We start from the raw sequence: 14,390 nt of genomic DNA on the forward strand, positions 1-14,390 counted from the left end.
ACCGATGTAAGATTAGCGAAAGAGAGAGAGAGAGGAATTTCTAATGGCGATTACAATTAAAGATGTGGCGAAGCTGGCTAAAGTTGCTCCTTCGACTGTTTCCCGGGTGATTGCTAATAGTCCCCGGATAAGCGAAGACACGAAGACACGAGTAAGGGACGCGATGGATGAACTTAAATATCATCCGAATTTTATTGCCCGTAGCCTAGCCAGTCAGTCGACTAAAGTGATAGGTCTTGTTTTACCTCACTCATCTGGCGTGTTTTTTCAAAATCCATTCTTTTCAGAGGTTATACAGGGATTAAGCGAAGGTGTACATGATAATCACTATGCATTGCAAATGACCAGTGGTAAAACAGAATTCGATTCTTATGAAGGGGTCGTACAAATGGTTCAAGGTGGCAGAGTAGATGGAATAATCCTTCTGTATTCGATGATTGACGATAAAATTATGGAGTATTTAACTAAAAGGAAATTTCCGTTTGTCGTCATTGGAAAACCTTACGACCTCGTTGATAAGATTACTCATGTGGATAACGACAATTATATGGCTGCAAAAGAGGCTACCGCTTATATAATAGGGCTCGGTCATCGTAAAATTGGCTTTATAGGTGGAAGTCCGAGTTTAACAGTTACATTAGATCGTCTAAATGGCTATAAAGAGGCACTTAGGGCATCTGACATGGATATAAATGAGGATTATATTATTCATGGGGACTTTCTTCGTGAAGGTGGGCAGGAAGCTGTAAAAGCACTGCTTAGAAGAACTATTCCACCAACAGCTTTACTTGTAACAGACGATTTAATGGCAGTCGGAGTAGTGAATACACTTACTGAAATGCAAATAGAAATCCCTACTGAAGTTTCTATTGTTAGCTTTAATAATGCGTTGTTTGCTGAGATGTCTAGGCCACCACTTACTTCTATTGATATTAATATAAAAGAACTTGGCTACCAGGCAGCAAGTAATTTAATCCAACTCTTAAAAAATGAAAATGATCCTGTTAAGCGAATTATAATTCCGCATACACTTGTTATCAGGCAGTCATGTGATGTTGCCCCGGATGTAGAATAATCCATTTATATACAGTACATATTCAAAAGACACTTTATAATAATATTATGTAAACTAATTATGACTAAAGGCAATATATGAAGGCTCTTCACATTTATTTGAATAACTTTTTGAAAGCCCCGAATATACTACACTATAAACATACGGACTTAGTGGTATAAAAGGGGGTATATACACCATGAAGATATCAGAAATTTATAAAAGGTATTTAAAGGGAGAAAAATTTAAGAGCATTAGTGAGTTAAATCTAAGAAGCTTGCCGATAAAACAAGCAGCGGATTTAGTAGGATCTTCGCCAATTATGCAAGAAATAGCAAAAAAACACTCGAAAAGTTTAAAACATAAAAAAAATTACCCGCTTTAAATAAAGTGGGTAATCATTAATTATTTCTTTGATAACATGTCATTCGTTTAACCAATGGCTCTGATTTACTAATGTGTATTGGTTTTACTATATCACCGGTTATAGCTTTAATATTTTTATTTTTTTGTCTTGCGCTAAATCGGCTTAAATTTCTTGTTGCACGTTTTTTAACTTCTTCGGTATTGATCGGAGTATTTACACTTACGATATTTATCAGTCCTTTCTCGATGATACATAATTTTGATCAAGAGTTTTCTACGCTCGTATCCTCATCATTATTTGTTAAGGCGACCATATACTCAATATTTTCTAGGTTTTTACTAATAGTTTTATGGAGCAGTTCAAATAAATATTTGTCTAAAATATCAAATGAATAGGAATAACTTTCTATTACAGTAATGTACTCAGTATGATTATAAGGGAAATACAAAACAAGATAGCTTTTCTTCCATAAATTATCCTCATCGATTTTGTTGTAAACCGCAGATTCCCCAGATTCTTTCGATTCTTCTACTAACACATGCAATTTTTCAGGTGCTGGACCATTGTATATTTTATACGTAAAGACACCATTAATTGGATGATTTTTGTATCCTAATTGAGTTTCAGCTAGGAAATATTCTAGTACTTCCTTAAAATCTATAGTAGATTGAGATAAAAAATCTAGGGTCCGTCCTGATGCATCATCTCCAGTGAAGTACGCCATAAGTCTTGCTTTAGTACCGCTGATTTCAACTGTTTCTATAGCAGCCTGTTCAATATTATCTACCTCAAATTCAAGATTTAAGAACTTAAATCTTTTTAAACGCTTAAAAGCAACGGGTATAGTGAGAAATAAAAGCAACCAAATGAAAAGAAGAAAGATTCCCCGAAAAATGATTTGATTAAAATTGGATTCCACAAAGGGCTGGACAATAATCGAAAACGCCGTTCCACTTGCATTTGTTGGGCTAGTATTTTCATTTTGAAGAAAAAAAGCTTTTGGATTTTCATTCAATATATTAAAACCAATCAGTATGGATGCAATAACCATCCACGATATTATAAGCGTAATTCCCGCTGTATAAAAGTATGGAATCAAAAAGTTAAGCCATTGAAAAAATGTCCTCTTTTCCTTGTTTGTATTTAGATGATTTATTTTTCTCACCTCATTGTCTCTATTAATATTAAATTATATGCAATTACATACAAAATAATAATTATATTTCAATAATAATTTAATATGAGACCATTCAGCAAAACGAAAACAGAGATGTAGTTCAATAGGAAATCTTGTTAGAAAAAATTCTATGGTTTTGTTTGAAGAGAATATGTTATATTACAAACTAGATCTATATTTAGACAGAATATTTAGTGACTTGCAAAAAAACACGTTTAAATGTTTACATAATAATATTATGTAAACTAAAAGATGTGAAAAAGGAGGAAATTCATGTTTTCATACAAAATTAATGACCAAACTTGCTTAAAAATGCTCGATTTACGGGACACTGAACATTTGTTCGCATTAACTGTTCAATCGAAGGATACGTTAAGAGAATGGTTACCATTTATTGATTTTACTCGTACTTCTGAAGACACGAAGATGTTCATCCAATCGACTATGAAGCAGTTTAGTGAGAATAACGGCTTTCAAGCGGGTATTTGGTATGACGGCAATCTTGCTGGAGTAATTGGTTTCCATAAAATTGATTGGAATAACAAATCAACGAGTATTGGGTATTGGTTAGGAAATGATTATGTGGGATTAGGGTTAATGACAAAATCAGTAGAGGCTTTTGTGGATTATGCAGTAGTAGAATTACAATTAAATCGTGTAGAAATTCGCGCAGCTGTAGAAAACAAAAAAAGTAGGGCTATTCCAGACAGATTAGGTTTTCAGGAAGAAGGCTGTGTAAGGCAGGCAGAGTGGCTATATGACCATTATGTGGATCATGTGGTTTATGGAATGCTCGCAAACGATTGGAAAAAGTAAAATATAACCCTGATGTAACTAAGTTAACGTTATATCAGGGTTTGAATTATTTGTATATGTAGTAATCTTGTGCGTGGACTATTTGAAATCCAATAGATTCATATAAACTTAACGCATGCATATTTTCCGTTTCGACTTCTAAGTGGAGAGAATTACCTTGAGATGCATATTTCTTAACGATAGATTGTAATACTTTTCGTCCAATTCCTTTGCCACGGAAGTGGGGAAGTATACTAAAACCGTATATCCAAGCTTCCTCGTCTTCAACCTTAACTCTTATTTTACCTACAGATTGTTCATGTGTATCGATGATATACACGCTGTTATCCATTTCTAAGTCAACTCGGTTTTCTATTTCTAAGGAACTTTCGTCATCTAATCCAAATGATTCAATATTTAACTGAACACGTAAGGGAAGGTCTTTTTGCTCAGCTTTCCGTAAGGTGAATCCAGATACTTCTTCCAGTTCTCTTGGTTCCCATTTCATTTGATGTTCTGAAAAGGAATACACTGCTTTATAATGTTTCAAAAATGCTTTTGCCTCGTCAGAACCAGCAGGAGCGTTCAACAATATTTTATGAAAGCCCTGTATTTTTGCAACAGCCATAGCTTCTTCAAATAAATTGGAGAAATGATGTTTTCTGCGGTCCGTCGGTTTAACCATTCCGCAAACCTCAACTGTCGTACCAAAAGGATATAAACCTAGAAAAGCTATCAGTACATCGTTGTCATATAGGAAGAAGTCATAATGATTATCCGTACGTGTTTTCAGCATATCCCAATTTAACTTCAGCTGAAGTTTATCATGTAGTTCACATTCTTTTTGCAGTGCCTCGATATCTTCTAATTGTTTAGTAGTTAGCATAAGTGCTCCTTTTGTATTCATAGTATATTCTTGTCGATATAAGTGCTGTCCAAGGGCCGTGGAAAGCGAAAATCAACTTAATCCAGATATTATTACTATTATGAAATTAACTCACTTTATTAATATATAACGAATCAGCTTAAAATAATATGTTTTTTCTGAAAAATAAGAACCGTTCATTAGAAAATTATTCTAATGAACGGTTCTTTTATCGATAAATCGTAGCGCATCACTGGGGCAATTTTGAACGACTCTTTTGCCATCTTCTCTAAGTGCTCCGTTTGGATAAATCCATGGCTTATTGTTTACATCAAAAACAGAAGGGAGGTATTTAATGCAGTTTGCAGCATGTGTACATTTTATGGGATGAAAGTATATATCTAATTCATCTCCGTAATATTTTTTATATCCTAGTTTGATTAAGTCTTCTTCTGTATCTGCCATAGGGTTACCTCCAATTTGTTTACAATTCGATAATTATAGGAAGTATCATAGGTTTTCTTTTAGTTCGACTATATAACAGCTTTTCTAGAGATTTTTTAATGTTTTGTTTTAGAACACGTTGGTTTTTGTTTGTATCCCTTGTTTTCGAAATAGTAGATCGTACATTTTGGTTAACTTCTTTTATAAGCTCTTCAGACTCAGGACCATAGACAAATCCACGAGAAATTGTATCCGGTCCTGAAATAATCTTGTTATTTGCTTTGCTTAAAGTGGTAACAATAACTAACATCCCATCCTCTGAAAGCAATTTTCGATCTCGTAATATAATTTCCCCAACGTCTCCAATACCAAACCCATCGACAAATACATTTCCAGCTTCAATGCTTCTCGTATGAACAGCTTTTTCATCTACAATGTCCACGACATCCCCGTTTTGAACGATAAATATATTATTTCGTTCTACACCAACAGATTCTGCTAACAACTGATGGTGATGGAGCATACGATATTCGCCATGAATAGGAATAAAGTATTTTGGTTTCATCAAAGTAAGCATCAGTTTGAGTTCTTCTTGGCAAGCATGACCTGATACATGCATGCCAGTAACATTACCAGAGCCGTATATAACATGAGCACCTAAAGTATATAAGTTGTCTATAATTCTTGTAATACTCTTTTCATTGCCAGGAATTGGTCCAGCTGCGAAAATAATCGTGTCCTCCGGAAGTACCTCTACATTACGGTAGCTTGAACTTGCTAAGCGAGACAAGGCAGCCATCGGTTCTCCTTGGCTCCCTGTGCACAAGATCACAACATTCTCAGGATTCATCGTATTAATTTCGTTTTGATCGATTAGCATGTCTTCGGGAATAGTTAAATACCCTCGTTCCATCGCAACAGCTACTACATTAACCATACTTCTCCCTAATAATGCAATCTTCCTATTGGTCTTAATAGCAGCATTTACTATTGTCTGTACCCTATGCACATTGGAGGCAAAGGTAGAGATGAAAATCTTCCGTGGTGCATTTCGAAACGCTTCTTCAACTTGTGCAGCAATTTTTTGTTCGGAAGCAGTAAATCCTGGTCTTTCGGCATTCGTACTTTCTGATAGGAGCAGTAACACGCCCTTGTTGCCAAGCTCGGCCATCTTATGAATATCCGGATATTGTTCATCTACAGGTGTTAAATCAAATTTAAAATCTCCTGTATGTACAATTGTTCCTTGTGAAGTATGAAATGCTACACCTAGGCAATCAGGTATACTGTGACTAACTCGGAAGAAAGATGTCTTAATGGTTCCTAGTCTCAGTTTGGAGTCGGAGTCTATTAAAAATAGTTGTGTATTTCTTAATAACCCATGCTCCTTCAATTTAATTTCGATTAGGCCTACCGTTAAATTGGTTGCGTAAATCGGTACATTAAGTTGTTTCAGAAAGTAGGGGATACCACCAATATGATCTTCATGACCATGTGTAATGATTAACCCTCTTACTTTATCCTCATTCTCCAATAAGTAGGAAATATCCTGAATGATTAAATCTATACCTAGCAGGGTTTCATCGGGAAACTTGGAACCACAGTCGATGACCACTATATCGTCATCCGATTGAATGACATACATATTTTTCCCTATTTCATTTACTCCACCTAATGCAAAAATAGATACTTTACTGTTAGTAGTATTCATCCTTATCCTCCATTCAAAAATGCTCTTCTAAGTATTGCCTCTTATCCCACTTTTATAAGGGGTTTTTAAATTTCCTTAAGGCAAAGGGAAGAAGAAGTACATAAATGGAACTGATAAACAAAAAGAATGGTTGGTCGTGAACTAAAGTCACGATCAACCATTCTTTTTTAGCTCTGAACTCCGGAGGTAGGACTCGAACCTACGACCAATCGGTTAACAGCCGATTGCTCTACCACTGAGCTACTACGGAATTATAAATATCTTACAAAACTTATTATGAACAAACTTTGTTTATTATATACAACTAATTTTTTAAAAAATATAGTTAAATAATTCTTATTTAACTATTAATGCAGGGCAGTGGACTCGCTTCATCACTTTATGGCTGACACTTCCTAACACCATTTCTTGTAAAGTGTTTAAACCTCGACTGCCAACAACTACAAGATCAACTTTTTGTTCCTTTGCATATCGAACAATTTCTGGACCAGGGGATCCTTTTAAAAAAGTAACTTTATAATTCACTTGTTCATCCTTTAGTAACTGTTCTACATTGGAAATTTTACGTTTGCGTTCTATCAGCAATGATTCGGCTGATTGGGCATGTAGAATGTCTTGCTTTGATTTGTCAAAATCTGTGACCATCACTACTTCGACTTTAGAATTGGATGAACACTTAGCTAGTTTAATCGCTTCTTTTGCGGCACGAACGGAGTTTTCAGAGCCATCTGTTGCTAAAAGAATGTGTGGATACATAACTAATCCTCCTTAGTGTGAAGTTGTAATTCCTAATAGTTTTTGATATAGCAGTTCACTAGCTGGATTCATCCCAATTACTGTTACCGATTTTCCTTGTTCTTCTAATTTTGAAACAACTTTAACAATTGCTCCAACGGATGATTCATCCCACAAATGGCTACTAGATAAATCTATTGTAATAGTGTTTACTGTTGTTTTTTCCATTGTTTGAACAAAATGTTGAGTAGAAGCAAAGAAAAGGGGACCTTCAATAATATATATGCCATCATGTTCCGTTATTTTCACCCTAGAGATCGAAGCAACAAAGAATAAGGCACTTAATATAACACCTACTACCACACCGATAGCTAAGTTATCCGTGTAGACAACGATTGCAACAGTCGCAATCATCACAACTGCATCTGCACGTGGTGCTTTCACAATATATTTAAATGAAGACCAATCAAATGTACCAATACATACCATAATCATTATTCCAACTAACACGGGCATTGGAATATCAATTACTAAATCACCTAAAACTATAATTAGAAAGATTAAGAAAACCCCAGCAACCAATGTAGATAGACGACCACGTCCGCCAGACTTCACATTAATCATCGATTGACCAATCATCGCACAACCAGCCATACCACCGAAAAATCCTGTGATAAAGTTAGCGATTCCTTGTCCACGTGCTTCCCGGTTTTTATCTGATTTTGTATCCGTCATATCATCAACTATTTGTGAAGTTAACAACGATTCAAGTAAACCAACAATAGCTAGTGCTAAAGAGTAAGGCAGTATTATTTGAAGAGTTTCTAAAGAGAATGGTACGTCCGGTAAGAAAAAGCTTGGTAGACTTTGTGTTATCGTACCTAAATCTCCAATCGTTTTTAATTCAATACCAAATATAAATGTTATTGCAGTTAAAATAACGATCGCAATTAGTGGGGCAGGGACCCCTTTTATAAAGCGTGGTACTGTATAGACAATTATTAATGTAACAGCGACAAATACATACGTTAATATGCCTTCCCCTAAGATATGAGGGACCTGTGCCATAAAGATTAAAATAGCCAATGCATTAACAAAGCCAATCATGACTGAATTAGGGATAAAACGCATTAATTTTGCTATTTTGAAGACCCCTAAGAAAATTTGAATGACTCCAGTCAAAATTGTAGCCGCTAATAAATAATTCAACCCATGATCAGCAACCAAATTAACCATAACAAGTGCCATGGCACCAGTAGCAGCAGAAATCATACCCGGTCTGCCACCGACAAAAGCGATAATGACAGCTATACTAAAGGAAGCATAAAGACCAACCATAGGGTCCACACCAGCGATAATTGAAAAAGCAATGGCTTCTGGAATGAGTGCAAGTGCGACAACAATCCCTGATAATATATCGCCTCGAATATTTCCAAACCACTGTTGTTGAATAGTTTGCATATAGGTTCTCCTTCGGATATAGTCAATTTATAATGTCCCAAAAACCTGTGTTTTAGGACAATCTGTCATATCATAACATGTCTTTTCCTAAATAGGAATGCTTTTGGGAAATTGGAGGAGAAAAATGAAATTCGGATACAAAAGACCATTAATAAATGATGAAGATGTTAAGTTACAGCTAGTGGATATAAAACATGCAGAAGTCTATATAGAGCAACATCCCTATATGAAAAAAAGACATGAACTAGAAGACTTAGTCATGCAGCTCTCAAAGGGGGATCAATTGTATGTACAAAATTTCGTAGTGCTTGCGGATTCTCTTACACAATTCCAAGATTTATTGAGAGTATTTGAAAGAGACGAAGTAACGGTCACATTTATCGATGAAAATCTAAGTAATACAGATATTTTATCAATGAGGCTTCTAGAGATATTAGAGTTATTGACGAATTTACAAACGAAAATTAAACGTCACCAATCCATTTTTGGGGTCCGTGAAGCCCAAAAGCAAGGGAAAATCATTGGCCGGCCGAAAAAGTCAGATGATAATTTAAATAGTGCTTTTGCAATGTATGACAGCAAAGCATATACACTGCAGCAAATAAAAGAGGAAACTGGCATTAGTAAATCTACTTTATATCGCTATTTAGACCAGTTTAAATAGAAGGATAGGGGTAAACCTATTATTGAGTCTTAAAATAGTTTAAAAGGCCTTTATGAAAGAAATAGAGCATAATACGATACAAACTTTGAAAAGGTGTGAAAGATATGTGGAAAATAGTAAATGGAAAGTTAATACAAACTGTCGATGAAACGAGAATTGAATATAAAACACGTATAAGTGCCAGTTTAATAAAAAAGCTCAAAGTAATGGCAAAAGAGTCAAATTCGCATATTGGTTATTTATTAGAAAACGGGTTTGAAAATATATTAAAAGAAAGTGCATTAATGTTCGACAAGAAAAACAGACCGAAAGATCGCATAGAATTTCGTACAACCTGTGATAAGGAAACACTGGAGAGTTTGCGATTGTTTGCTAAGAGTAATAAGTTAAATTTAAATGATGTAATTGAGGCAAGCGAAAGCTACATAAATATAGAGGATGTAAAAAATGCAAATTGGCGATATAGAATAGAAAAAGAGTAAAGAAGAGACATAAATGAAATTATAAAATAGGGATGTGGTCATAATATATATTATACTAAGTTACGTTTCGTTATTGAAGTATACTAGTAATAGTGAGATATCAGAGAAATTTTTACTAATTTTACAGACTAAAATTCTTTTTTGATATTTGATTACATTCGTATTTAAAATAAATGAATGTAAAATACCATGTTCCATGATTAATTAAAGATTAAAAGTATAATCTTTCTCCACTTTTTTAAGAATTCTACATAGTAATATCATTGCCATCTTCAATAACTAAAATTTTATTTGCTTTTCCACTTCATCTCTCCCTTTGATATTTATTTACCTAAAATGCTTTTCTTCAGAATAGCATAAAAACTCATTCGCAATTATTATTGCAAATGAGTTTTTATATAGCTTTCATTTATATTGACAACTTAGTTCTTTTGCTCCAGATAATCATAAACTGCCATCATTTCTTCTTTGTTCAACTCCCGAATACGTTTGAACAGCAGAAGATCTGCTACAATTCCAAGAGTTAAACTATCATCCATAACGTCTCTAACTTCCCCAGTAAGCCATATATCTGTTGATTTACCTTCGACTGTCACCTGTAGTCCCTCATTATTAATACCAGTGGCATGACAACTCACACAAGGTATCGTTAATTTGTGCACGCCGTCATGAAGATTCTCTTCCGTTATTACTTTCTTTCCTTTACAGAATGGACATGGGTGACTTTTTCTTATTTTGTTAACCTGAGTAACAAGTTTTTTGTAACCAAATGCTTCATAAACATACGTTAGTTTTTTATATTTTCCATTCGTGAAATACTTATCAATGATGGTTTCTCTTGTTTCAATGATATTGTCAAAATCACAAATAGTCACCTTATTATTGTTGCTAATGCATTCAATATTGTTTTTGATGCTATCCCAAAATGGCAATACATTTTGCAGTACCATTTCATAACCAGCAAAGCTTGCTAGTTCTAATTCGAGCATTTTAAGTGCAGCTTGAGTTTCTCTAGGTAATAATGATACATCTTCGGTCAAAGACATATCGCCGCCTACAATAGCTTTCAATTTAAGAAGTTCAGGTAACTCCCCTACCGTTTTTAACACTTGTTCAAGTGGCTGTTGTATAATCTCTCGGATATCTGTCTCACCAAATTTAAGTTGTTTATGATGGTTTAACACAGATCCTTTGCACACCGGACATGAAATCATTTGTTTAGATTCTTTCATTTGCTCTTTAATAATCGATTTCGAAATGAACATATACATCCCAATTAGGTAATTAAAGCCTTGCCATGTTCTTTGTGTTTTGCCTGCTTTGTCATAAAAGGACTTATCCCAATACCCATATAAAAAAGTATGCTTTTCTTGTTCAGTCATGTCATTATAGCTTTTGCTAATATCATGACCTAGTTCATTTTTAATCTCTTCAAATAAAAATTCCAATTTTGGATATTGATAATATTTTAATACTTCCATGACATCTGGGTGCAGTAGACCATCCCAGAATGGTACAGTCTTGTCTTGAATAACCACATCCATATCAAATACTTCAATTACCCCACGTCCAGAACAACTCGGACAGTAATTGCCTTGATAATAAAAATCAAAGCTCCTCGTATCTTTATTGGTTGGATGTGCAGCTACAATATGGTTAATTAGACCGCCTATTTCATAGAGAAAACTATATTGACTATACAAATGACGTTCCAAGTCTATTGCAATGACAGGAGCAATTTTGTCAGACTCGTATTCCCCGTATATCAATCGGGCCATAGATGATAAGCTTTTTAAAATTCCGCCCTTATAGATGTTTTCTGCATTTTTAAAATAATTAATCTGGTTTTCTTTCAAGTAATTAATGCCAGTTTGTTGACTGATGGTAGAAGAAATTCGCAATGGAGGAACCCCATTCGAAGTGTTTTGCCCACGATAATAATCATCATGGCTAATAACATCAAGATGCTCCACAGGCGCAAGTTGTCTTTTCCCAAAATCCACGATAAAATCAGAGTTCTCTAGCATATAAGCGTTATGCTCAATCATAATGATGGAAATTGATTCATCTTGCAGAATAATTCTAATACTATCAATGAATTGATTTAATATATTTTGTGACAAACCTTTAGAGGGCTCATCAAAAATAAAAAGAGTATGTGGATTTCTAGAATTAGCAAACAGTTCAGAAACTAAATGTACACATTGAAACTCACCATTCGATAATGATTGAGTTTTTCTTTCCAACGTTAAATAACCAAGTCCCAGTTTGATCAGTAAACTCAAGCGTTTATGAGCGATATCCTCCTCTGGCAATTCATCGATAATATCCTCAATCGATCGCAGAAAAATACCATCAATTTCGTCCCTATATTTCGTGAGTTTCCTTTTAATATCAAGAAAAGTTGCCACTGTTGAACGGCTAGTAATTGATTGGTTGCGATTTTGCCCAACCATTACTAGTTTGTCTTTTGGATAGCGCTTTAGAAAATCTTTTGCTATACACTCATTTACTAGCGTAGATTTACCACACCCTGACTCTCCTGTAAAAGTGACAACTCTATTTTGAGGAATTTGAATTTCAGTCATTTGAATATTTCGACTGAAAAGTTCATGGAAGTGATAGTTTTCTGTTGGTGTTTCCTCATTTCGTTCACAACTGATTGGGTTTGGGCGTGGGGATTCCTCTACAATTTTACCGCCATATTTTCCACTTCCAGGTCCAAAGAACAATTGCTCTTCCGTTGTGTCTAGCACGGTGTCTGAGTGATCAATGAGCCAAATCTGATTTTTGTAACCCAATTTTTTAATTTGTTCTAGAATTTGCATTAATGTTTGATGATCAAGACCAACGGAGATTTCATCAATAATTATAATGGTATTTTCACTTGCTGCCATGAATTCAGCCAAGTAAAGTCTTGTTAATTCGCCGCCTGATAATGTACCCATGATACGATTTATAGTTAAGTAACCGATGTTCATATTGATAATATTCTTAAGGATATGTTGTTTCGCTTCACTAATATGTAAAACTTCTGCCAATGAGTGAATCGATTCGATACTTAAGTTGTTAATATCCGAAATACTATGTGGTTGATCGAACAATTCCATTCGTTTTTGTAGGACTTCCGTGTTATAACGCTTCCCCCCGCATTTTTTACATTCGATATTTTTCGTTGTACCACGACCTTTACATGCAGGACACCATCCTAACTCATTATTAAATGAAAAAACTTCAGGTGAAAGACTAAATTTTCTAGCAAGAGTATCGCGAATCTCTTTAAACACACCAGTATGTGTACCAATTGTTGAACGCGGATTAGAAGAAATAGCGGACTTTCCGAGAAAAAGTACTAAAGGCATCTCCTCCATTTTGATGGCACTGAAATTGGTCTCCATAATATTAGGGAATAAATACTGATATTCTGCCTTTGGCAATAGTGAAACTAGACGTTTCTTCGATTCTTCGCCAATTGTTTGGCAAAATGTTGTTTTACCAGAACCGGAAAGACCGGCAATTCCAAACGATTTGTCTACAGGTATTTCTGTTTCTAAATTGTTAATATTATTTGCAATTAATTGATTTATTTTCATTTTGTAATATCCATTCCATTCTTTCTATTTAATATTGTCATGTTTGTAGAGCTTGAAACAAAACTGGCCTTTATTGCATATGTGCCTATTTAACGTTTAAATGTGTCGTCAGGATTCGAATACTAAAGACCGTCAATACTAGGTTCCTTAAATCTTCCAGCCCCCCCTGTTCCTTTTTCCAAGTGTCATCAAAGTCATGCTATATATACAAACCACTCCACATTTTCATCGTAAATACAATACTCTATATGTGATGTAGTATGTGAGAAGTCCAATTATCGGTAGTGCAGCAATAGTAAAAACAGAATATGGCAAAGGGTTATCCAAATATGGAATGACTAACGCAAAAAATGCTAGCACTATGAATGTGGCTATAATGATTACGGAGAATGCTGCTTTAGCAGATTTCCCTGTAATCTCAGATTCTCTTTCATCGTCATTCAGGTTCATTTCGGGAATAACTATTTCCCTCATAAGAATTCGCCCATTATTCCGTTTCTTCGAAAGATAGTTAGTGTACCAGGAATTTATCAAGGCTAAAATGACAAAAATTAAACCATACACACTAGTATTAATCTCATTTTCCTTATAATATTCGAAACTAATCTCATCATTTAAAAACATCTCAGAAAGCTGAGTGTCTTTTACCTGCATAAAAGCGACAAGAGCGAATGAAATAATAAGTAATATACGTAAAACAATGGATATCGACAAGTTTCTCATTATATAACCCCTTTCTTTTTACAAGCATTAAAATACATAAATATACTAAAACAATTAGGACTTGTTCTCCTCTTTGTAGAAAATTTGTTCGATTGGTTCTTTAAATACCTCTGCAATATTCATAGCAAGCAGTAACGAAGGGGTATAACTTCCTTTTTCTAAAGAAACAATGGTTTGTCTAGTTACGCCAGTCTTTTCCGCCAGGTCTCCTTGCGTCAAATTAAATCTGGCCCTTAACTCTTTTACTCGATTTTTTAACAAATGGCTCCCTCTCCTAACATTCTAAAATTATTGTATAGTTGAATTGTCATTTTGTATA

At 34.6% G+C, this 14,390-nt stretch carries 14 protein-coding genes and 1 tRNA gene; 5 read left to right on the forward strand and 10 right to left on the reverse strand.

All coding sequences use genetic code 11. The features are described 5' to 3' along the window. The first annotated feature begins 43 nt into the window (after positions 1-43). Positions 44-1,075 carry a LacI family DNA-binding transcriptional regulator gene (locus MHI40_RS08560; RefSeq protein ID WP_340762279.1) on the forward strand — a complete coding sequence of 344 codons (1,032 nt, stop codon included), beginning with the start codon at positions 44-46 and terminating at the stop codon, positions 1,073-1,075. A 178-nt stretch (positions 1,076-1,253) separates the two neighbouring features. Next, complete coding sequence (locus tag MHI40_RS08565) at positions 1,254-1,439, forward strand: hypothetical protein (RefSeq protein WP_093534240.1); 186 nt, start codon at positions 1,254-1,256, stop codon at positions 1,437-1,439. Positions 1,440-1,683: 244 nt separating this feature from the next. Here the strand turns inward: MHI40_RS08565 and MHI40_RS08570 are convergent, their stop codons facing one another. Then, positions 1,684-2,436, reverse strand: a complete 753-nt coding sequence (locus MHI40_RS08570) for a hypothetical protein (RefSeq protein WP_340762280.1) — start codon at positions 2,434-2,436, stop codon at positions 1,684-1,686. 435 nt (positions 2,437-2,871) lie between these two features. Here MHI40_RS08570 and MHI40_RS08575 point away from each other — a divergent pair, with 435 nt between their 5' ends. Continuing rightward, positions 2,872-3,414 carry a GNAT family N-acetyltransferase gene (locus MHI40_RS08575; protein ID WP_340762281.1) on the forward strand — a complete coding sequence of 181 codons (543 nt, stop codon included), beginning with the start codon at positions 2,872-2,874 and terminating at the stop codon, positions 3,412-3,414. A gap of 46 nt (positions 3,415-3,460) precedes the next feature. Here MHI40_RS08575 and MHI40_RS08580 read toward each other — a convergent pair whose 3' ends face one another. The 6 genes from MHI40_RS08580 to MHI40_RS08605 all read right to left on the reverse strand — a co-directional run bounded on the left by MHI40_RS08580 (position 3,461) and on the right by MHI40_RS08605 (position 8,609). Then, positions 3,461-4,300: a GNAT family N-acetyltransferase gene (locus MHI40_RS08580; RefSeq protein ID WP_340762282.1), complete on the reverse strand. Its 840-nt coding sequence runs from the start codon at positions 4,298-4,300 to the stop codon at positions 3,461-3,463. A 171-nt stretch (positions 4,301-4,471) separates the two neighbouring features. Next, positions 4,472-4,723: a (4Fe-4S)-binding protein gene (locus MHI40_RS08585; protein WP_093534234.1), complete on the reverse strand. Its 252-nt coding sequence runs from the start codon at positions 4,721-4,723 to the stop codon at positions 4,472-4,474. Positions 4,724-4,742: 19 nt separating this feature from the next. Next, entirely contained in the window at positions 4,743-6,413 is a 1,671-nt protein-coding gene (locus tag MHI40_RS08590; protein ID WP_340762283.1) for a ribonuclease J, read from the reverse strand. A 178-nt stretch (positions 6,414-6,591) separates the two neighbouring features. After that, a tRNA-Asn gene (locus MHI40_RS08595) sits at positions 6,592-6,663 on the reverse strand. 86 nt (positions 6,664-6,749) lie between these two features. Continuing rightward, a complete protein-coding gene (locus MHI40_RS08600) occupies positions 6,750-7,169 on the reverse strand; it encodes a universal stress protein (protein WP_340762284.1) in 420 nt (139 codons plus the stop codon). A 12-nt stretch (positions 7,170-7,181) separates the two neighbouring features. Then, positions 7,182-8,609, reverse strand: a complete 1,428-nt coding sequence (locus MHI40_RS08605) for a SulP family inorganic anion transporter (RefSeq protein WP_340762285.1) — start codon at positions 8,607-8,609, stop codon at positions 7,182-7,184. A gap of 124 nt (positions 8,610-8,733) precedes the next feature. Between MHI40_RS08605 and MHI40_RS08610 the strand changes: the two genes are divergently transcribed. Both MHI40_RS08610 and MHI40_RS08615 read left to right on the forward strand, forming a co-directional pair. Further along, complete coding sequence (locus MHI40_RS08610; protein ID WP_340762286.1) at positions 8,734-9,273, forward strand: helix-turn-helix domain-containing protein; 540 nt, start codon at positions 8,734-8,736, stop codon at positions 9,271-9,273. A 104-nt stretch (positions 9,274-9,377) separates the two neighbouring features. Next, positions 9,378-9,755: an rRNA methyltransferase gene (locus MHI40_RS08615; protein WP_340762287.1), complete on the forward strand. Its 378-nt coding sequence runs from the start codon at positions 9,378-9,380 to the stop codon at positions 9,753-9,755. A 422-nt stretch (positions 9,756-10,177) separates the two neighbouring features. Here MHI40_RS08615 and MHI40_RS08620 read toward each other — a convergent pair whose 3' ends face one another. From MHI40_RS08620 to MHI40_RS08630, 3 genes are all read right to left on the reverse strand, one after another. Then, positions 10,178-13,348: an ATP-binding cassette domain-containing protein gene (locus MHI40_RS08620; protein WP_340762288.1), complete on the reverse strand. Its 3,171-nt coding sequence runs from the start codon at positions 13,346-13,348 to the stop codon at positions 10,178-10,180. 225 nt (positions 13,349-13,573) lie between these two features. Then, positions 13,574-14,071, reverse strand: a complete 498-nt coding sequence (locus MHI40_RS08625) for a hypothetical protein (protein ID WP_340762289.1) — start codon at positions 14,069-14,071, stop codon at positions 13,574-13,576. Positions 14,072-14,125: 54 nt separating this feature from the next. After that, positions 14,126-14,332 carry a helix-turn-helix transcriptional regulator gene (locus MHI40_RS08630; RefSeq protein WP_093534220.1) on the reverse strand — a complete coding sequence of 69 codons (207 nt, stop codon included), beginning with the start codon at positions 14,330-14,332 and terminating at the stop codon, positions 14,126-14,128. Positions 14,333-14,390: the final 58 nt, after the last annotated feature.

This window comes from Psychrobacillus sp. FSL H8-0510 (genome assembly GCF_038008345.1).
GTDB lineage: Bacteria > Bacillota > Bacilli > Bacillales_A > Planococcaceae > Psychrobacillus > Psychrobacillus psychrotolerans.